This window comes from Curtobacterium flaccumfaciens (assembly GCF_051548005.1).
Taxonomy (GTDB): Bacteria; Actinomycetota; Actinomycetes; order Actinomycetales; family Microbacteriaceae; genus Curtobacterium.
On sequence record NZ_JBPUGH010000071.1, the window covers coordinates 1 to 16,873 of the forward strand.

21 protein-coding genes are annotated in these 16,873 nt (G+C 72.6%); 9 read left to right on the top strand and 12 right to left on the bottom strand.

The features are described 5' to 3' along the window. Window positions 1–17: 17 nt before the first annotated feature. Window positions 18–248: a hypothetical protein gene (locus ACSW7Y_RS09815; protein ID WP_438126110.1), complete on the bottom strand. Its 231-nt coding sequence runs from the start codon at window positions 246–248 to the stop codon at window positions 18–20. 12 nt (window positions 249–260) lie between these two features. After that, window positions 261–701 carry an Hsp20/alpha crystallin family protein gene (locus ACSW7Y_RS09820; RefSeq protein WP_438126111.1) on the bottom strand — a complete coding sequence of 147 codons (441 nt, stop codon included), beginning with the start codon at window positions 699–701 and terminating at the stop codon, window positions 261–263. A 242-nt stretch (window positions 702–943) separates the two neighbouring features. Here ACSW7Y_RS09820 and ACSW7Y_RS09825 point away from each other — a divergent pair, with 242 nt between their 5' ends. The 3 genes from ACSW7Y_RS09825 to ACSW7Y_RS09835 all read left to right on the top strand — a co-directional run bounded on the left by ACSW7Y_RS09825 (window position 944) and on the right by ACSW7Y_RS09835 (window position 2,412). Next, window positions 944–1,126: a hypothetical protein gene (locus tag ACSW7Y_RS09825; protein ID WP_438126112.1), complete on the top strand. Its 183-nt coding sequence runs from the start codon at window positions 944–946 to the stop codon at window positions 1,124–1,126. Between the two features lie 18 nt (window positions 1,127–1,144). Continuing rightward, window positions 1,145–1,684 (top strand): MarR family winged helix-turn-helix transcriptional regulator, encoded by a 540-nt coding sequence (locus ACSW7Y_RS09830; protein ID WP_438126113.1) that lies wholly within the window; start codon window positions 1,145–1,147, stop codon window positions 1,682–1,684. Between the two features lie 119 nt (window positions 1,685–1,803). Beyond that, entirely contained in the window at window positions 1,804–2,412 is a 609-nt protein-coding gene (locus ACSW7Y_RS09835) for a TetR/AcrR family transcriptional regulator (protein ID WP_438126114.1), read from the top strand. A 4-nt stretch (window positions 2,413–2,416) separates the two neighbouring features. Here ACSW7Y_RS09835 and ACSW7Y_RS09840 read toward each other — a convergent pair whose 3' ends face one another. The 3 genes from ACSW7Y_RS09840 to ACSW7Y_RS09850 all read right to left on the bottom strand — a co-directional run bounded on the left by ACSW7Y_RS09840 (window position 2,417) and on the right by ACSW7Y_RS09850 (window position 5,379). Continuing rightward, window positions 2,417–3,286 carry a metal-dependent hydrolase gene (locus tag ACSW7Y_RS09840; RefSeq protein WP_438126115.1) on the bottom strand — a complete coding sequence of 290 codons (870 nt, stop codon included), beginning with the start codon at window positions 3,284–3,286 and terminating at the stop codon, window positions 2,417–2,419. A gap of 165 nt (window positions 3,287–3,451) precedes the next feature. Continuing rightward, window positions 3,452–4,567: a Gfo/Idh/MocA family protein gene (locus ACSW7Y_RS09845; RefSeq protein WP_438126116.1), complete on the bottom strand. Its 1,116-nt coding sequence runs from the start codon at window positions 4,565–4,567 to the stop codon at window positions 3,452–3,454. Beyond that, the gene (locus ACSW7Y_RS09850; RefSeq protein ID WP_438126117.1) at window positions 4,564–5,379 is read right to left on the bottom strand and encodes a sugar phosphate isomerase/epimerase family protein; all 816 of its coding nucleotides are present in this window, start codon (window positions 5,377–5,379) and stop codon (window positions 4,564–4,566) included. Before ACSW7Y_RS09850 ends, ACSW7Y_RS09845 begins: the two co-directional genes overlap by 4 nt. A gap of 220 nt (window positions 5,380–5,599) precedes the next feature. Here ACSW7Y_RS09850 and ACSW7Y_RS09855 point away from each other — a divergent pair, with 220 nt between their 5' ends. The 4 genes from ACSW7Y_RS09855 to ACSW7Y_RS09870 all read left to right on the top strand — a co-directional run bounded on the left by ACSW7Y_RS09855 (window position 5,600) and on the right by ACSW7Y_RS09870 (window position 9,355). Further along, window positions 5,600–6,838: an MFS transporter gene (locus tag ACSW7Y_RS09855; RefSeq protein WP_438126118.1), complete on the top strand. Its 1,239-nt coding sequence runs from the start codon at window positions 5,600–5,602 to the stop codon at window positions 6,836–6,838. A gap of 39 nt (window positions 6,839–6,877) precedes the next feature. Next, entirely contained in the window at window positions 6,878–8,194 is a 1,317-nt protein-coding gene (locus ACSW7Y_RS09860; RefSeq protein WP_438126119.1) for a carboxylesterase family protein, read from the top strand. A 53-nt stretch (window positions 8,195–8,247) separates the two neighbouring features. Further along, a complete protein-coding gene (locus ACSW7Y_RS09865; protein ID WP_438126120.1) occupies window positions 8,248–8,835 on the top strand; it encodes a hypothetical protein in 588 nt (195 codons plus the stop codon). Window positions 8,836–8,908: 73 nt separating this feature from the next. After that, the gene (locus ACSW7Y_RS09870) at window positions 8,909–9,355 is read left to right on the top strand and encodes an NUDIX hydrolase (protein WP_438126121.1); all 447 of its coding nucleotides are present in this window, start codon (window positions 8,909–8,911) and stop codon (window positions 9,353–9,355) included. Here ACSW7Y_RS09870 and ACSW7Y_RS09875 read toward each other — a convergent pair. The 3 genes from ACSW7Y_RS09875 to ACSW7Y_RS09885 form a co-directional block, all read right to left on the bottom strand. Next, a complete protein-coding gene (locus ACSW7Y_RS09875) occupies window positions 9,345–9,509 on the bottom strand; it encodes a hypothetical protein (protein ID WP_438126122.1) in 165 nt (54 codons plus the stop codon). The two genes, ACSW7Y_RS09870 and ACSW7Y_RS09875, sit on opposite strands and share 11 nt — an antisense overlap. After that, complete coding sequence (locus tag ACSW7Y_RS09880) at window positions 9,506–9,688, bottom strand: hypothetical protein (RefSeq protein ID WP_438126123.1); 183 nt, start codon at window positions 9,686–9,688, stop codon at window positions 9,506–9,508. The genes ACSW7Y_RS09875 and ACSW7Y_RS09880 overlap by 4 nt, the downstream gene beginning before the upstream one ends. An 83-nt stretch (window positions 9,689–9,771) precedes the next feature. After that, entirely contained in the window at window positions 9,772–10,137 is a 366-nt protein-coding gene (locus ACSW7Y_RS09885) for a VOC family protein (protein ID WP_438126124.1), read from the bottom strand. A 37-nt stretch (window positions 10,138–10,174) separates the two neighbouring features. On the opposite strand from ACSW7Y_RS09885, the gene ACSW7Y_RS09890 reads away from it, so the two are divergent. Beyond that, window positions 10,175–10,816 carry a nucleoside/nucleotide kinase family protein gene (locus ACSW7Y_RS09890; RefSeq protein WP_438126125.1) on the top strand — a complete coding sequence of 214 codons (642 nt, stop codon included), beginning with the start codon at window positions 10,175–10,177 and terminating at the stop codon, window positions 10,814–10,816. Between the two features lie 52 nt (window positions 10,817–10,868). Next, window positions 10,869–11,702, top strand: coding sequence for an NmrA family NAD(P)-binding protein (locus ACSW7Y_RS09895; protein WP_438126126.1), 834 nt, complete (start codon window positions 10,869–10,871; stop codon window positions 11,700–11,702). On the opposite strand, the gene ACSW7Y_RS09900 is transcribed toward ACSW7Y_RS09895, so the two are convergent. The 4 genes from ACSW7Y_RS09900 to nucS all read right to left on the bottom strand — a co-directional run bounded on the left by ACSW7Y_RS09900 (window position 11,653) and on the right by nucS (window position 16,761). After that, window positions 11,653–13,779: an ArnT family glycosyltransferase gene (locus ACSW7Y_RS09900; protein ID WP_438126127.1), complete on the bottom strand. Its 2,127-nt coding sequence runs from the start codon at window positions 13,777–13,779 to the stop codon at window positions 11,653–11,655. The genes ACSW7Y_RS09895 and ACSW7Y_RS09900 overlap by 50 nt on opposite strands. A 197-nt stretch (window positions 13,780–13,976) precedes the next feature. Next, entirely contained in the window at window positions 13,977–15,230 is a 1,254-nt protein-coding gene (locus ACSW7Y_RS09905) for an MFS transporter (protein ID WP_438126128.1), read from the bottom strand. Beyond that, the gene (locus tag ACSW7Y_RS09910) at window positions 15,227–15,883 is read right to left on the bottom strand and encodes an HAD hydrolase-like protein (protein WP_438126129.1); all 657 of its coding nucleotides are present in this window, start codon (window positions 15,881–15,883) and stop codon (window positions 15,227–15,229) included. Before ACSW7Y_RS09910 ends, ACSW7Y_RS09905 begins: the two co-directional genes overlap by 4 nt. Window positions 15,884–16,065: 182 nt before the next feature. Beyond that, complete coding sequence (gene nucS / locus ACSW7Y_RS09915) at window positions 16,066–16,761, bottom strand: endonuclease NucS (protein WP_438126130.1); 696 nt, start codon at window positions 16,759–16,761, stop codon at window positions 16,066–16,068. Window positions 16,762–16,873 lie beyond the last annotated feature (112 nt).

Here is a 16,873-nt window from a genome sequence, read left to right on the forward strand (position 1 = left end):
GGCGCGAAGACGCCGTCTTAGAGCCGGACGACGCTCCATCCGGCCGTGAGCGCCGCCGTCCCGAGGACGGCGGCGACCCACGGCACGAGCCCGGAGAAGGCGGTCGGCGCGACCACCCAGGCCAGGAACGATCCGACCGTGCTGCCGGCCGCTCCGAGCACCAGGGCGATCCGCCGGTCGAGACTCGTCGTGGTGAGCACTGCGGTCACGGCCGCGATCGCGAGCAGTGCGTCGAACAGTCCTGCCATCGCGCCCCCGGCCTACTCGGCAGTCCGGCCGCCGACGGCGAGCTGCTGCGAGCCGCTGCCCACCGCGACCTCGATCTTGCGCGGCTTCGCCGACTCCTTGACCGGGATCGTGATGCTCAGCACGCCGTTGTCGTAGTTCGCGGTGATGCGTCCGGCGTCGAGGTGGTCACCGAGGGTCAGCTGCCGGACGAACGTACCGGGCTGCCGTTCGCGCGTGATCCACTGCGAGCCCTCCGGGGCGCCGAGGGTCCGCTCGGCACGGATCGTGAGGACCGAGCCGTCCACGTCGACGTCGACGCTGCCCGGGTCGATGCCCGGCAGGTCGACGTCGAGGACGTAGTGGTCCCCGGTGCGGTACAGGTCCATCGGCATCGAACGCGGTCCGCCGGCGCTCCCGAGCAGGGAGCCGGCGAGGCGGTCGAGCTCGCGGAACGGGTCGAAGTTCATCGTCATCGTCGTCAACTCCTTCGTGGTGGTTCTGGTTGAGTCCCCTCGACTCAACTGCCATCCGTTCTAGCACTCGGACCCGGAGAGTGCCAAAAAAGCGCTCGGAGCTTCCTGGGAGCACCGTCCGACTGGTTCAGTGCGCGAAACGTCCAGAACGGAAACTGTTCGTTGCACAAACCGTTCACGCCGTGAAAGAGTTCGAGCGTCCACTCGGACACCTCGACCACAGCAGGAAGGCGGTATCAGAGATGCGCAGCACGTACACGGGGATGCCGCGACTCGCAGCCAGCGGCCGGAGCCACCCCCGCGTGGGCCTGACCGACCCGGCCGTCATCGACGCCTTCGTCCAGCGGCGGATCGAGGACCCGTCACTGCTCTCGGAGCAGACCGAACCGTCCTACGCCGACTTCTTCTCGGCACCCCTCGTCTGACCAGGAGCGCATGACCGCATGCCGTTGACCGTCGTTCGCCGCGAGCACGCCCACCTCTACGCCCGCCAGCCCCGCGCGGCCGCCGCCAAGACCGCCGTCGACGCACTGCTCCGACTGCAGCACGCCGAGGAGCAGCAGATCGAGGCCGCTCGCGTCGAGACCGGGTTGACGAAGAACGAGTCCCTCGCGCTCCGGTACCTGCTCCAGGCGCACCGCGACGAGCGTCCGATGGGACCGAAGGACCTCGCGGTGATGCTGTCGGTGTCCAACGCGTCCGTCACCAAGCTCGTCGACGGACTCGTCGCGTCGGGCGACCTCGTGCGGGCCGCGCACCCGACGGACCGTCGGCAGCAGGTCCTCGAGCCGACCGAGCAGGCAGCGGCGAAGATCGGCGTCTCCTACGCCTCGTTCCACGAAGCGGTGGTGGGCGTGCTCGACGGCCTGTCCGACCACGACAACGAGGTCCTTGCTCGGTCGCTCTCGGCGATCGTGGACGCGCTCGCGGCCGGTTCACCGGTCCCGGAGGACGAGTACACCGTCCCGGCCGACGCGCACTGAGTCGCCGAGCGCACGGCCCACCAGCCGCACGCTCGGTTCCGCGGTCGCCCGGTCGCTTGATCGAGTGGTCGAGCGGTCGAGTGGTCGCGTGGAAAACCTTCCAGCGGTAAGTTGGCGGGGTGACCACCCCGCTGGAGGACGACGCGGTCCCGCAGCGACGCGGGTACCGCAAGGGTGCCGAACGCCGGGCGCAGATCCTCGACGAGATGATCCGCATGGTCGCCGAGCAGGGGGTCGACGCGTCGTCGCTCCGGTCGGTCGCCGAGGCGCTCGGGATCACGCACGCCGCGCTCCGCCACTACTTCCCGAGCCGGGACGAGCTGCTGCTCGCGGTCTACCACGAGCACGAGGTCCGCTCGCAGGCCGACCCCGGACGCGACAAGTCCGCGATCGGTGACATGCGGGACAGTGCCGTCCGCAACCGTGCGGTCCCGGGGCTCGTGCAGCTCTACACGACCCTCTCGGCCGACGCCGTCGGCGAGGGCCACCCGGTCACGCGGGAGTTCATGCGAGAGCGCTTCGCGTCCCTCCGCGCCGAGCTCGCCGAGTGGATCCGGGCCGACCAGGCCGCCGGGCGCATCCGCGAGGACATCGACGCGGTCGACCTCGCGAGCCTCAGCATCGCGGCGTCGGACGGCCTGCAGGTGCAGTGGTTGCTCGACCCGGAGGCCGTCGACGGCGAGCGTGTGCTCCGGATGCTCGAACGACTGGTCCCGCGCTCCGGCTGAACGCTCAGCGGGGTGTGACGGTCGTCCTCATCGTGATGAGCCGGGCACCGGGGACGTCCTCGACCACGATCGCGACCGCAGGGTCGACCAGCTCCGCGAGGTCGTCCGGATGGGTCCCACCGCACGGGATCGCGGCGACGCCCTCCGGGAGCTCGCACGTCCAGTACCGACGGGCGGACAGCCCGACGCCCTCGGCGACGACCCGGATCGCGCCCCCGGTGGCGGTCCAGGCGCGGAGCTGCTCCGTCACGCGCGCGGCGATGGCGTCGGCGTCGTCGAACGCGGCCGGGTCGAGACCCTTCTTCCGGAGGGACTTCCCGATCCGGTACTCGTCCTCGGAGCGGTACTCGTGGATGGAGGACCGGACGATCGCGAGCGAGTCGAACGCGGGATGGCCGAGGGCGTCCTCCGACACCGGCTTCGACCAGTGGTCGGCCAGGACGGCGTCGAGTGCCAGGGCGGCGAGGTGGCAGGCGCTGTGGGCGACGCTGAGCGCTGCACGGAGATCCGGGTCGACGGTCACCGTGACCCGGTCGCCGACCTGCGGGGCGTCTCCCTGGACGACGTGCGCGACCGCGAAGACCCACCCGTCGGTGCCGGTCCGCACGTGCAGGTCGTCACCGATGTGGACGACGCCGTCCTCGATGCCGGCGACCCGCACCTCGACGACGTCGAACCGGGCTTCGGCGGTCGCGAGCGTCACGCGGTCGGCGGGCTGGTCCGGCCAGGCGGTGTCGACGGGGTGCGCGGCCGTGCGGTCGAGGAACACGGCCCACCGGTCGTCGCCCGCGGGCTCGACCGACACCACGGTCCCCTCGCTCGTCAGGGCACCGGCGGGGTAGGTGACCTCCGTGTCGGTCGTGGGTGCTGGCATGGTCTGCCCTCCTGCTCGTCCACCGGTCGGCGGTGTCCCACCATCCTGGCTGCCGACGCTGGTGACCCGGCGGAGGCGAGCCGCGCCTCCCGGCCGACGATGCCGACCGCGGACACGACGGAGGGGCCGGTCCCTGGCGGAACCGGCCCCTCCTCGTGTGCGCGACTAGGCGTTCACGCCCTCCGCGAGGACCGCGGCGGCGGGGTCGAAGTCCTCGGGCAGCGGCTCCGGCTTCGTGATGCGCGAGGCGATCTCGACGGCCTGGCCGGACTCGGCCGCGTCGCGGATGCCGAGCATGACGTCGAGCGCGTGCGACGCGACGGCGCCGGAGGCACGCTCGGGGCGGCCCTCGGCGATCGCGCGGGCCATCTCGACGACGCCCGTGCCACGACCCCAGGTCGAGCCCTTGTGCGCCAGCGTGGTCGGCTCGTCCTTGCCGAGCAACCACAGCGTGCTGTCGCCGTCGAAGACGTTCGGGTCCGGCAGCACGATCGTGCCCTCGGAACCGTTGATCTCGACGAAGCCGTTGCGGGGCAGGGCGTGCTGGAACGACAGCGTCGTCTGCGCGGACTGCCCGTCGGCGAACGAGATGAGCGCGGCGTGGTGCGTGGGCACCTCGACCGGGAACTCGGTGCCGGCACGGGGACCCGAACCGATCACGCGGGTCTCACGCGACTTCGACGACACGGCCTGCACGCGCGAGGCGGAGCCGAACGCGTGGAGCAGGGTCGTGACGTAGTACGGGCCGATGTCGAACAGCGGGCCGGCGCCCTGGGCGTAGAGGAACTCGGGGTCCGGGTGCCACTGGTCCGGGCCGGGCACGTGGAACATCGTCGTCGCGGTGAGCGGGGTGCCGATGTCACCGCGGGCGATGGCGCGGATCGCCGTCTGGATGCCCGCACCGAGCACGGTGTCCGGCGCCGTGGCGTAGCGGACTCCGGCCGCCTCGGCGGAGGCGAGCAGGTCCTGCGCGTCCTCGGCCGTGGTGGCGACCGGCTTCTCGCTCCAGGTGTGCTTGCCGGCGGCGATGATCTGCTGGCCGACCTTCGCGTGCTCGGCCGGGATCGTGATGTTCACCACGATGGAGATGTCGTCCCGGGCGAGGAGCTCCTCGACCGTGCCGTACGACGGGACGCCGTACTTCTCGGCCTGGGACTTCGCGCGCTCCTGGATGAGGTCGGCGACGAACAGGACCTCGACGTCGGCGAACTGCGTGAGGTTCGTCAGGTACTGGTCGGAGATGTTGCCGGCACCGATGATGCCGACGCCGACGCGGCTCACGCGGCGCTCCCGGCGGTGTCGTGCTCGCGCAGCCACTGCAGCGACTCGGTGATGCCCTCGAAGACGTCACCGGCGTAGGCGTCGAACTCGACGACGCGGATGGCCTGCGGCGCGGCGGCGAGGATGCCCGCGACGTCGACGTCGCCCTGGCCCGCCGGCTTCTGGTTCTCGAACGCACGCTGGAGCGCCTCGGGGACGATGAGGGCGCTCTCCGCGGAGGGCAGGGCGGTGAGGATGTCACCGTCGACCTTGCCGTCCTTCACGTGGATCGCGACGACGCGGTCACCGAGGGACCGGAGCACGGCGGGGGCGTCTGCGCCGCCGACGGTCGCCCAGAAGGTGTCGACCTCGAGCACGGTCTCCGGTGCGAGCTGCTCGACGAACAGGTCGTAGACGGTGCGACCGTCGACCTTGTTCGTGAACTCCCACTGGTGGTTGTGGTAGCCGAACTTCAGCCCGTGGCCGGCCGCCTCAACTGTGAGCTGGTTGACGCGGTCCGCGATCTTCTTCACGTCGTCGGCGGTCTGCCAGCGGTCGGTCGGGATGAACGGGTCGATGACGGTCTCGATGCCGAGGCGCTTCGCGGCGTCCCAGATCGGAGCGGTGTCCTCGGCGTCGATCACGGCGACGTGGCCGGACGGCGCCTTGAGACCGTTGGCCTGCAGTGCCCGTTCGAGGTCGTCGACACGCTCGACGAACGCGTACGGCTCGACGTTCTCGTAGCCGATCTCGCTGACCCGGGCGATGGCCTTGTCGAGGTCTTCGGCGATGGCGTCGCGCAGCGAGTAGAGCTGCACAGAGGTGGTGGGCATTGCAGAGGCTCCTTCGGTCCTGACTGGTGTCGCGGCGCTGGTCGCCGCGACGGTGTCGTCGCGGCCTGGTCGTCGCAGCCCGCAGAGGAGCGATGCTCCACGGCGAGATCGAGGACGACGCTACCGGAAAAACCACCCGCTGGGTAGTTTTCGTCGCCGTGTTGCGCGCACCTGGTCGGTCCGCTTGCAGTGGTCCCGGTCGAGCGGGTTCGATGGACGGGTGCCCCCGGTCGCCGTCGACGCTCCCGCCCTCGCCCTCGCCCGCTGGCGGAACGCGGTCATCGTCGCGTTCGCCATCGGGGGCGTGAGCCTCACGTCCTGGGGACCGCGCCTGCCGGAGCTGCGAGCGGACCTCGGGGTCGACGTCGGCACGATCGGTGCGATGCTCGCCGGGGTCACGGTGGGCTCGGTCGCCGGGCTCCTCGGCGCGGCCCCGCTCCTGCGGCGTCTCGGAGGCCGACGATCGCTGACCGCGGTGGCGGTGGTCGTCCCGGTCGCCGTCGCCGTCGTCGGGGTCGCCGCTGCGGCGCACTCGGCACCCCTGGCCGCCGTCGGCTTCGTGGTCGCCGGCGCCGGGATCGGGTCGCTCGACGTCATGGCCAACGTCGAGGGCACCGCGATCGAGATCCGCGCCGGACGGACGCTGCTGCCGCTCATGCACGCGGCGTGGTCCGGCGGAGCAGCGCTCGGGGCCGGGATCGCCGCCCTCTGCGCCTGGCTCGGTGTCACCGTGTCCCAGCAGCTGATCGCCCAGGCGGTCGTCATCCTCGTGGTCGGCGTGCTCGCCATGCGTGCGGTTCCGGACGGCAGCCGCGCCGAGGTCGCCGACTCCACGTTGACGCCCGGTCAGCGGCTCCGGCGGTGGGCGCGCGGGTGGGCGGACGTCCGCCTCCTGCTCATCGGCGTGGTCATGCTCGGCGTCGAACTCGGAGAGGGGTCCGCGAACAACTGGCTCGCCCTCGCGACCACCGACGGTCACGGGGCACCGGCCGCGGTCGGCGCGCTGTTCTTCACCGTGTTCGCGGTGTCGGAAGCGATCACCCGGGTGTTCGCCGGACCCGTCGTCGACCGGCTCGGACGCGTCCGGACGATCCGGGTCACGACGATCCTCGGGATCCTCGGAGCGGTCCTGTTCATCCTCGGTCCGTCAGCGTGGGTGACGGTGCCCGGCGTCGTGCTCTGGGCCGTCGGGGTGTCGATGGGGTTCCCGCTCGGCATGTCCGCGGCGGCGCAGAGCGGCTCCGACCCGGCGGCTCGGGTCAGCGTCGTCGCGTCGATCGGCTACTTCGCGAACTTCGCAGGGCCGCCCGTCGTCGGCACGATCGCCGAGCACGTCGGAGCACTGACGGCGCTCTGGCTCGTCGCCGTGCTGTTCGTCGCGGCGTTCGCGGCGTCCGGGTCCCTCCGCCCGGTCGCCGTCGAGGACGCGGTGCCGGTCGAGGTCGACCGTCCTCGGTGACGTCGGTGGACGTCGACCGTCCTCGGTAGCGTGGACGACATGACCGACCTGCGCACGTTCGACACCCCGGTCGGCACCGTCGAGGCCCGCGTCGACGGCGACGTGGTCCGAGCGCAGGGGATCCCGTACGCCGTCGCCGAACGCTTCCGCCGACCGCGACCGGCGCCGGCCTTCGCTGCTCCGTTCGCCGCGGTCATCCCCGCATCGGTCCCGCCGCAACCGTCCGCCGCGTTCGTCGACGAGCTGTTGCCGCCGATGCAGCACCTGGCCGTCGACGAGGACTGCCAGCGGCTGACCGTCACGGTTCCCGTCGACGTGCGTCCGGACGAACGGCTCCCCGTCATGGTGTGGGTGCACGGCGGCTCGTACGTGATCGGCGGCGGCGACCTGCCCATCCACGACGCGCACGACCTCGTGGCCGAGCAGCGCGTGGTCGTCGTGTCCGTGACGTACCGGCTCGGTGTGCTCGGGTTCCTCGGAGACGGCGAACGGGTCCCCGCGAACCTCGGCCTGTTCGACCTGGTCGAGGCCCTGCGCTGGGTCCGGACGAACATCCGGTCCTTCGGCGGGGACCCGGACACCGTCACGCTGTTCGGGCAGTCGGCGGGCGGCGACGCGATCGCGCACCTCATGATCAGCAGCGGCACCGAGGGGCTGTTCCGCCGGGCGATCATCCAGAGCGCACCCCTCGGCATCTCCCGTCGCCGTGCGCGGATGAGCCGCGCCGTGCTGCGGGCCGTCGGGACCATCGAGGCGACCACACCGCTGGAGGACGTGCTCGAGCGCCAGCGGCTCGGCACGGAGGCGGGTGCGCCCTTCGGCCTCCGCGGCGGCATGCCCTTCGGGACCCAGTACGGCCACGACCCGCTGCCGGCCGAGTCCCGGGTTGCCGACGCGTGGCGCGCGGTCGCGCCCCGGGTGGACGTCCTCATCGGGTCCGCCGTCGACGAGGCGGCGATGTTCGTCCGCGCGGTCCCCGCGCTCGCCGCCGCCACCCGGAGCCGTCCCCTGCGTGCCCTGGTGCGGTGGCTGCTCGTCCGACCGTTGTCCGAGGTGATCTACGGCCGCGACGTCCGCCGGTTCCGCGACCGGCACCGGGCTGCCGGCGGACACGCCACCTCGTACCGGCTGCTGCGCGGGGCGACCGCGCGCCCGACCGGTGCCGTCCACATGAGCGACCTCCCGATGCTGCTCGGCGGCCGGTCCGGGTGGGCCGGAGCGGCGTTCGTACCCGAGCGGGACTGGCCCGTCGTCGAGGAACGGGGGCGCCGGATCCGGGCGGTGTGGGCGGAGTTCGCGCGGACCGGCCGCGTCGTCGCGGACGACGACGACACGATCGCCTTCGACCGGGACTGACCCCCCGGACTGGGCGGTGCTCCTCACCGGTGGCTCGGGACAGGATCGACGGCATGCCCGAACCAGAAGCCGAGCTGCGGTCCCGCGTCGTCGACGGAGCCATCGTGGCGTACCGGTCCGGTGACTTCCACACGGTCGGGTACGCGGAGATCGCCTGCGCCGCGGAGGTCGACGTCGAGGACGTCCGACGCGCCTACCCGCTCTGGGACCTCCTGATCGTCGCGGTGATGGACCGCTGGAACAACGGGAGTCGCCGGGAGCTGCGGCAGGTCGCCGAGCAGGACGGGGTGGTCGCCTACCTCCGTGCTCGGCTGCAGGCGGGCCTCGACGAGCCGTCGCTCGTCCGGTTGCGGATCGCGCTCCTCAGCGCGGCATCGACGCCGGGCCACCCCGCCGAGGGCTGGTTCCGCGCGCAGTACGCGCACTCGTTCGACGACGTCACGCTCGGCCTCGCGCGCGACGTCGTCGCCGGACGAGAGCCGCGCGGGACGACGGCGCGTCACGCGGCCGAGCAGCTCGTGGCGCTCTACGAGGGCCTGCAGTTGCAGGCCGTGCTCCGCGACGACACCGAGGTGCTCGACGCGTTCGACCGGGCGGTCGCCCGGTTGCGGGTCGGGTGGAGAACGGTCGCGCGGGTCTGACCCCCCGGGACACCGGCCGGGAGGCACGGCGCGGCTGAACGAGTCCGGCTCGCGTTCCTGGCATGGTCGGGTGATGGAGTACACGGACTACGACACCCGGCTCGCGGCCTACGCCGTGATCACCGAGGGCGACCGGGTGCTCCTCGCGAAGCTGCGGTTCCCCGAGGCGGGGACGTGGACGCTGCCCGGCGGCGGGGTCGAGTTCGACGAGACCGTCGAGCAGGCCGTGGTGCGCGAGGTGCAGGAGGAGACCGGGCTCGACGCCACCGTCGGAGCGCTGCTCGGCATCCGGCACCACGTCGTCCCGGCGGAGCGACGCATGCACGCCGGTGCCCGGGGCCGTCCGATGAAGGCCGTGCAGGTCGTGTTCCGGGCCACCGTCACGGGCGGGACGCTCCGCGACGAGCTCGACGGCTCGACGGACGAGTCCCGGTGGATCCCGATCGCCGAACTGCCCCACCACCGCCACGGGCTCCTCGTCCCGATCGCCCTCGCCTGGGCCGGTGCGCTCACCCGCTGACCGACCCGGTCTCGTCCAGGGCAGCGACACGGTCCACGGCAGTGCCGCCGACCTCGATCGTGACGGCCTGCGCGCCGTGTGCGGGCAGTGACCCGTCGAGCAGCGCCTGCATCCGGTCCGCGGCCGCGTGCAGCGCGAGCTCTCGATCGCTCACCGCTGCTCTCCCAGGAGGAAGGCGATGCTCTCCAGCTCGTTGTTGGCGAGGTACTCGTCCCAGTCGAGTTCGCGCCACGCGAGCACCGGCGCGAATCCGCGCTCGTCGAGGTGGAACTGCTCCAAGATCGCGGAGCGCTTCCCTCGCAGTTCCTCGTCTGTGTACCGGATGACCTTCATGCACCTCGTCCTCTCGCCCGTGTGCGGAAGACCGTAGGTGCGTCAGGTCGGCGCGTGCCAATCCTCGGAGTACGACATCCCGACTACTCCTCGATGACGCTCAGCACGTTCCCCGACGGATCCGTGAACCACGCGATCAGCGGGCCGCCCTGCCGGTTCACACCCCGCTCGTCGGTGACCCCGTCGTAGTGCAGGAACGCGACCCCGGCGGCGCGCAGCTCGTCGACGACAGCGTCGATGTCGGACACCGGGAAGTTCAGCACCGTGAACGACGCCGGCTCGTGGGCGGGACCCTTCGGGTAGACGAGCACGTGCGTCCCGCCGACCTGCAGGGACAGCATGCCGTGCTCCTCGGTCACCGGGACCCCGAGCACGCCCTCGTAGAACGCCCGGGCCTCCGGGACGTCGCGCACCGAGAACCCGCTGAACGCCTTCGTCGCATCGACCATGCGGCAAGTGAACCACCGCGCCTGCGAGGATGGCCGCGTGGTGCAGCAGCAGATGACCGTCGACGAGGCCGTCGAGCGCGCCGTCGACCTCGCGGGTACCGGGCGTCGCGTGGTCCTGGGGATCGCGGGTGCCCCCGGCGCAGGGAAGTCGACCCTCGCACGCCGCGTCGTCGCCGCCGCGGTGGACCGCCACGGCGCCGGAGCCGCCGTGCAGGTCCCGATGGACGGGTTCCACCTCGCGAACGCCGCGCTCGACGCCCTCGGTCGGCACGACCGCAAGGGTGCCGTCGACACCTTCGACGCCGGCGGCTACGTCGCACTCGTCCGGCGCCTGGTCCACGCCGACGAGCCGGTGGTCTGGGCGCCGGACTTCGACCGCCGGGTCGACGAGCCCGTCGCCGGCAGCATCGCCGTCCCGAGCAGTGCGCGGCTCGTGGTGACCGAGGGGAACTACCTGCTCGACACCGAGGCTCCCTGGTCGGAGCTCGACGGGCTGCTCACCGAGACCTGGGCCTGCGTCGTCGACGACGCGGTCCGCGTCGACCGTCTGGTCGGACGCCACGTGCGGCACGGCCGCGACCACGACGCGGCGCGAACGTGGGCGGTGGAGGTCGACGGCGTGAACGCCGCACGGGTCGCTGCCACGGTGATCCGCGCCTCCAGGACGGTACTGACGTGATCGACGGACGGACGCGGGCCGACCGGGCCAGCGCAGGACGAGAGGACCGACCATGACCATCGCAGTCACCGGAGCCACCGGCAACATCGGCGGCGCCGTCGCCCGCGCGCTCGCGGATGCGGAGGTGCCGTTCCGCATGGTGGTGCGGGACGCCTCCCGGGCGCCGCAGCTGCCCCGCACCGAGGTCGCGGTCGCGACCTACGACGACGCCGAGGCGAGCCGCCGTGCGCTCGAGGGCGTCGACACCCTCCTGATGGTGTCCGCCGCCGAGGCGCAGGACCGACTGGCGCAGCACCGGTCCTTCGTCGGCGCCGCGGCGACCGCAGGCGTGCGACACGTCGTCTACACCTCGTTCGTCGGCGCGGCAGCCGACTCCACCTTCACGCTCGGCCGCGACCACTGGGCGACGGAGGAGGCGATCCGGGCGACCTCGATGGTGCACACGTTCCTCCGCGACTCGTTCTACCTCGACTTCGTGGAGGACCTCGTCGGCGAGGACGGCGTGATCCGTGGACCCGCCGGAGACGGTGCGATGGCGGCGGTCGCACGGGCCGACGTCGCGCGCGTCGCGACCGCGGTGCTGCGGTCGCCGGGCTCGCACGTCGACCGCACGTACGAGCTCACCGGCCCGGCGGCGATCACGCTCGCCCAGGCCGCGGCGACGGTGAGCGACGTCCGCGGTACTCCCGTGACGTACCACCCTGAGACGATCGACGAGGCCTACGACTCCCGCGCGCGCTGGAACCCGGAGCCCTGGCAGGCCGACGCGTGGGTGAGCACGTACACGGCCATCGCGGAGGGCGCCCTCGCGCACGTGTCGGCCGACGTCGAACGGGTCACCGGCCGACGGCCGATGTCGCTGCGCGAGGTCCTCGAGCAGCGCTGACGCGGACCGTCCTGCCCGCACGCGCGTGCACCGGCGTGCGCAGCGGGTGCGTCACGATCCCGTGCAGGCGGTCCACCGAGTGCCCGGGCAGCCCGCACCGCCACACCGTCCATCCGATCCGGGTCACCATCCACGGCTGCGCCGGCGGCACCGCGGTCGGGTCGACGTCTGACACCGCGCGGCAGCCACCGGCGAGTGCTGCGCGGAGCACGGGATCGGTGCGCGGCGCCCCTGCCTCGACGACGAGCACCCGGAGTCCGTGCGCGATCCGCCCACGGATCTGCGTCGGGGTGAACACCGGTACGGTCTCGCTGAACCCGCCGTCGGTGAGGACCGGCAGCCCGGTCGCGTCGATGACGGGGGCCGAGATCCGCCAGGTGTCGGTGAGGAACAGGGGCAGGTCGTCGCGGTAGCCGTCGAGCCGTCGGACCGTGGCGACGAGGGCGCGGTCCTGCGGGCCGAACGGGGTCGGGGTGCCGCCCTGCCAGTCGGCCGGCGAGACGTGGAACGCCCGGTCGGTGCCGCGCTGCCAGCCACCGACGGAGGCGTCCGACCCACTGCCGTCGCGCGACGCGTCGAGCGCCTGCAGCGAGAACGCTGCAGGACCGGCGACGAGCGCGAGTCCGGCGGTCAGTACGATCGCGGTGCGCGCGACGACCGGCCTGGAGGCACGGTGCGGGTCCGCCCCGCGGCGCAGCTCCGCGCGGGGCCGCCAGGAGACCGCGACGAGCGTCGCGAGGAGCGCGCCGGTCGCGACGTCGAGCGCCGGCCGCGCGAGTTCGGTCGGCATCGACGTCCCGCGCGCGAGGACACCCCACCAGACCGCCTGACCGGCGGCGAGCAGCACCGGGAGCACCCGGAGCCACGGGGAGTGCGACCGGAGGAACCCCACCGCGCCGCGCCAGCCGAACGCCGCGAGGACCGCGAGCTGCACACCGATCGCCGCGACGTACGCCGTGTGGGGGATCTTGGCGACCGACAGCACCCCGGCCGCGGTGACGAGCCAGACCACGAGGACCACGAGCGTCGCTGACCCGGCCGGCGCGTCGAGGGCACCACCGAACGCCCACGAGCGGCGCCGGAGCACCACGACGACGAGCCCGACGACGATCGCGAAGACGGCAGCGGGCAGGAGCCACGCGACCTGCGAGGCCAGGTGCGCGTCGAGCAGCTTCGTGACCCCGCCGGGGCCGCCGAACCGCTCGTGTCGCTGGCCGGGTTCCGTGCCCGCCACCACGGCTCCCGGCACCAGTCCTGGCAGGAACCGGTCGACACCGTCGTAGCCGAACACCATCGCGAACGGGCTGTCCTGCGTCGAGCCGTCGATCCACGGGCGCGAACCCGACGGTGTCAGGGTCAGCCCGACCACCCACGCGAGGGACACCGCGAGCGAGACCGCACCGAGCACGACCGCGCGGGCGAGGCGCCGTGTGCGGGACAGGACGCCACCGTCCGGAGCGGCGGAGGCGAGCACCGTGCCGAGCACCAGCGCGGGGAGCACGAACCAGGCCTGGAGCATCTTCGCCTGGAAGCCGACACCCACCGCGATCCCTGCGGCGGCGAGCGGCCACCACCGACCGGTGATCGCCGCACGCTGCCAGCACACGAGCGCCACGGCGAGGGACGCGGTGACCATGCCGTCCTCCATCGGGTGCCCGAACATCGAGACGAAGACCGGGGTCGTCGCGGCGGCGAGGGCGGCGACGAGCCCCGTGCCGACGCCCGCCCAGCGAAGCCCGACGGTCGCGCACGCCCACACCGTGACCAGTCCCGCGACGACCTCGGGCAGCACGAGCGCCTCGGTCGACATGCCGAACGCCGCGACGCTCGCGGCCTGCGGCACCGCGAACCCGCTGAGCTTGTCGAGGGTCACGGTGGCGGAGGGGTCGAACGACCCGGAGAGCAGGGCCGGCCACGACTCGGACATCGAGCGTGCGCTGGCGGCGTAGAAGCTCGACGCACCACCGCGAGCCGCGTTCCACCCGGTGAGCACCGTCATGCCGGCCAGGACGGTGAGGAGCGCGAGCCGCGCGCTGACGTGCTGGTCCCGCCACCGTGCGGGTCGTTGCGTGTCCACCCGTGGACCTTGGCGGACGCGGATGACCATGTGCCGCGATCTCGCTGCCGAGCGGCTGCGGACGGGAGCATCGTGCTGTGGTGATGTGCGGGCGGCGTCTGCGGCGTTCAGGTGGGGCGCAAGATCGCGCACGGGGAGGAGTGTGACGGCACCGAGAGCTCGTCACGACGCGCTCCGTGCCTCCCGGGTGGGGAGCCTCAGACGACCCGTCGCGCCGCGATCGTCCCCACGACCCCGAGCGTCAGCACCGCCACGAGCACGACGAGCAACGGCGCCGTCCAGTCCCCGGTCGCCCCGTGCAGGCTCCCCGCGACGAGTGGTCCCGCGGAGCCGATCAGGTACCCGCCGCCCTGCACGAACGCGGACATCCGGCGAGCGTCGGCGTCGCTCGACACGATCCGGACGATCACGATGAAGATGACGGTGATGCCACCACCCTGCGCGGCACCGCCGAGGACCGACCAGAGCAACCAGAGCTGCGGTGCGAACAGCAGCCCGAGCGGCATCGCCAGCCAGAAGAAGGCCACGAGCGCGATGATCGCCCGGGGCCGCCACCTCGTCGCGAGCAGGGGCACTCCGAGCGCCCCGACGACGGCGAGGATCTGGAACACCGACGAGCTCGCGCCGGAGGACTCCTTCGAGAAGCCGATCTCGTCGTGCAGCAGCGTCGGGATCCAGGCGGTGAGGGCGTAGTACGAGAACGCCTGTCCGCCGAACGCCAGCGTGAGCCCCCAGGTGATGAGCCGTCGGGCGGGGCGGACGGGGGGCGCTCCCGCGTCGCCGGCGACGGTGCGGATCGAGCCCGTGCCGAGCACCTGGTCGATCGGGCCGGTCTCCACGACGGGCTCGACCGCGACCGGACGCCGCCATGCTGCCCGCGCCCCGACGGTGTACGTCCACCCGATGCCGGCGAGGACCGCGAGCACGCCCCAGATCGCGATCGCGACCGGCCACCCCCACACCGCGGCGATCGGGGCGGTGCCGAGCGAGGTGATCATCGACCCGACGTTGAGCGCCGACGTGTAGACGCCCGTGACGAGTCCGACGCGCTCCGGGGAGGTGTCGCGCCGGATGACCACCGGGATCACCACGTTGCCGATCGTGATGCCGATGCCGATGACGGCGGTCCCGACGAGCAGGGCCACCGACGAGGGCAGCGACCGGACGACGGTGCCCGCGAGGACGACCACGAGCGAGAGCGACACGGCGCGCTCGGGGTCGGCCTTCGCGATGACCCAGCTCGCGAACGGCGTCGCGAGGGCGAAGCAGAGGACGGGGATGGTGGTCAGGAGACCGGCGATGCTCGCGGTCAGCCCGAGGTCGGCCCGCACGTCGCCGATGACCGGAGCGGTCGCGACGATCGGCCCGCGGAGGTTCAGGGCGATGAGGACGACGGCGGCGGGGAGCAGCCACGCGGCGCCGCGGAGTCCGGTGCGGACGGAGTTCGTCACGGGAGCAGGATCGGCAGGAGGTCGAGCGGGGTCGCGGCCCGGGCGACGGTGCCCTCGGCCTCGTCCGGCGAGCCGTAGCCCCACTCCGCGAAGATCGTCGGCACGCCGTGGACCGCCGCGCCTTCGACGTCGTGCTTGCGGTCTCCGACGAGCACCGGACGGCTGACGTCGAACCCGCGGGCGTCGAGCCGGCGCAACGCCTCCTCGACCACGTCGGCCTTGGAGCTGCGGACCTCGTCGTCGCTCGCGCCGGTGATGATGTCGATGTCTGCGGTCAGGCCGTAGTGCTCGAGGATGTACGTCGCCGGGGTCTCCGGCTTGCTCGTCGCGGTCGAGATCGGCAGCCCGGCCTCGTGCAGGGTGTGCAGCACGACGTCGATGCCCGGGAACATCGTCGAGTCGAGGGCACCGTGCGAGAGGTAGTGCTCGCGGTACACGGCGAGGGTGTGCTCGGCCCGCTCGGCGTCCATGCCCATCGCGTCGCGGAACGTGTCGAGGATCGGCGGGCCGACGAACGACATGAGCGTCGCGTGGTCGGGCACGGGGACGCCCACGGTGGTGAAGGTGTGCGTCATGCTCTCGAGGATGCCCGGAGCGGAGTCGCTGATGGTGCCGTCGAGGTCGAAGAGGATGGCGGTGAACGGGCGCGTCATGTCCCGCCCAGCCTAGCCGGGGCGGTGGACCCGCCCGTCCTGGGACCGGGCCGGCGGGGCGGACCCGCACCGTGCCTCCCGGCCGTGCCGTCCCCGCGGGAACCAGGTTCCGGACACGGAACCGCGGAACGTTACGGTGCTGTGTCCGGAACCTGGTTCCGCGACGCCGCCCGCCCCGCGCGTCAGAACAAGCGGGTGTGCCCGCCCTCGATGCCGCGCATCGCGTCGTAGTCGAGCACGAGGACGCGGATGCCGCGGTCCTCGGCCAGGGTCCGTGCCTGCGGCGCCACCGTCTGCGCCGCGAGGACGCCCTGCACCGGACGCAGCAGCGGGTCGCGGTTCATGAGCTCGAGGTACCGCGTGAGCTGCTCGACCGCGTCGATGTTCGCGTTCCGCTTCATCTCGACCGCGACGCTCGCCCCCGCGTCGTCCCGCGCGAGGATGTCGACCGGCCCGATCGCCGTCATGTACTCGCGGCGGACGAGGGTGTGCCCGTCGCCCAGGAGCTCGATCTGCTCGGCGAGGAGCTGCTGCAGGTGGGCCTCGACGCCGTCCTTCACGAGGCCGGGGTCGACGCCGAGGTCGTGGGTCTCGTCCGCGACGACCTCGTACAGGCTGACGACGAGCTTGTCCTGCGTCTTCTTCTGCGTCACCGTCCAGACCTGCGTGATGCCGGCCTCGGCCTGCTCCTCGGTCGGCTCGCCCATCTCGATCGAGCAGGGCGGGCTCATCCAGTTCAGCGGTTTGTAGCTGCCGCCGTCGGAGTGCACGAGCAGCGAGCCGTCCGCCTTCAGCATGAGCAGGCGCGTGGCGAGGGGGAGGTGGGCCGAGAGTCGCCCCGCGTAGTCCACGGAGCAGCGGGCGATGACGAGACGCACCCGGCGATCCTAACGGTCGGTGCGTGCCCCGCCCGACGACGCCGGGTCCGCCATCGTGTCGTCCGTCGCGTGGTCCGGGCGGTCGGCCTGGAGGCGCGGCTCGCCTCCGCCG

Excerpts from the sequence above, each read along its gene's own strand:
- ACSW7Y_RS09815 (WP_438126110.1), bottom strand. The coding sequence starts at position 248 with ATGGCAGGACTGTTCGACGCACTGCTCGCGATCGCGGCCGTGACCGCA.
- ACSW7Y_RS09820 (WP_438126111.1), bottom strand. The coding sequence starts at position 701 with ATGACGATGAACTTCGACCCGTTCCGCGAGCTCGACCGCCTCGCCGGC.
- ACSW7Y_RS09825 (WP_438126112.1), top strand. The coding sequence starts at position 944 with ATGCGCAGCACGTACACGGGGATGCCGCGACTCGCAGCCAGCGGCCGG.
- ACSW7Y_RS09830 (WP_438126113.1), top strand. The coding sequence starts at position 1,145 with ATGCCGTTGACCGTCGTTCGCCGCGAGCACGCCCACCTCTACGCCCGC.
- ACSW7Y_RS09840 (WP_438126115.1), bottom strand. The coding sequence starts at position 3,286 with ATGCCAGCACCCACGACCGACACGGAGGTCACCTACCCCGCCGGTGCC.
- ACSW7Y_RS09850 (WP_438126117.1), bottom strand. The coding sequence starts at position 5,379 with ATGCCCACCACCTCTGTGCAGCTCTACTCGCTGCGCGACGCCATCGCC.
- ACSW7Y_RS09860 (WP_438126119.1), top strand. The coding sequence starts at position 6,878 with ATGACCGACCTGCGCACGTTCGACACCCCGGTCGGCACCGTCGAGGCC.
- ACSW7Y_RS09865 (WP_438126120.1), top strand. The coding sequence starts at position 8,248 with ATGCCCGAACCAGAAGCCGAGCTGCGGTCCCGCGTCGTCGACGGAGCC.
- ACSW7Y_RS09870 (WP_438126121.1), top strand. The coding sequence starts at position 8,909 with ATGGAGTACACGGACTACGACACCCGGCTCGCGGCCTACGCCGTGATC.
- ACSW7Y_RS09880 (WP_438126123.1), bottom strand. The coding sequence starts at position 9,688 with ATGAAGGTCATCCGGTACACAGACGAGGAACTGCGAGGGAAGCGCTCC.
- ACSW7Y_RS09885 (WP_438126124.1), bottom strand. The coding sequence starts at position 10,137 with ATGGTCGATGCGACGAAGGCGTTCAGCGGGTTCTCGGTGCGCGACGTC.
- ACSW7Y_RS09895 (WP_438126126.1), top strand. The coding sequence starts at position 10,869 with ATGACCATCGCAGTCACCGGAGCCACCGGCAACATCGGCGGCGCCGTC.
- ACSW7Y_RS09910 (WP_438126129.1), bottom strand. The coding sequence starts at position 15,883 with ATGACGCGCCCGTTCACCGCCATCCTCTTCGACCTCGACGGCACCATC.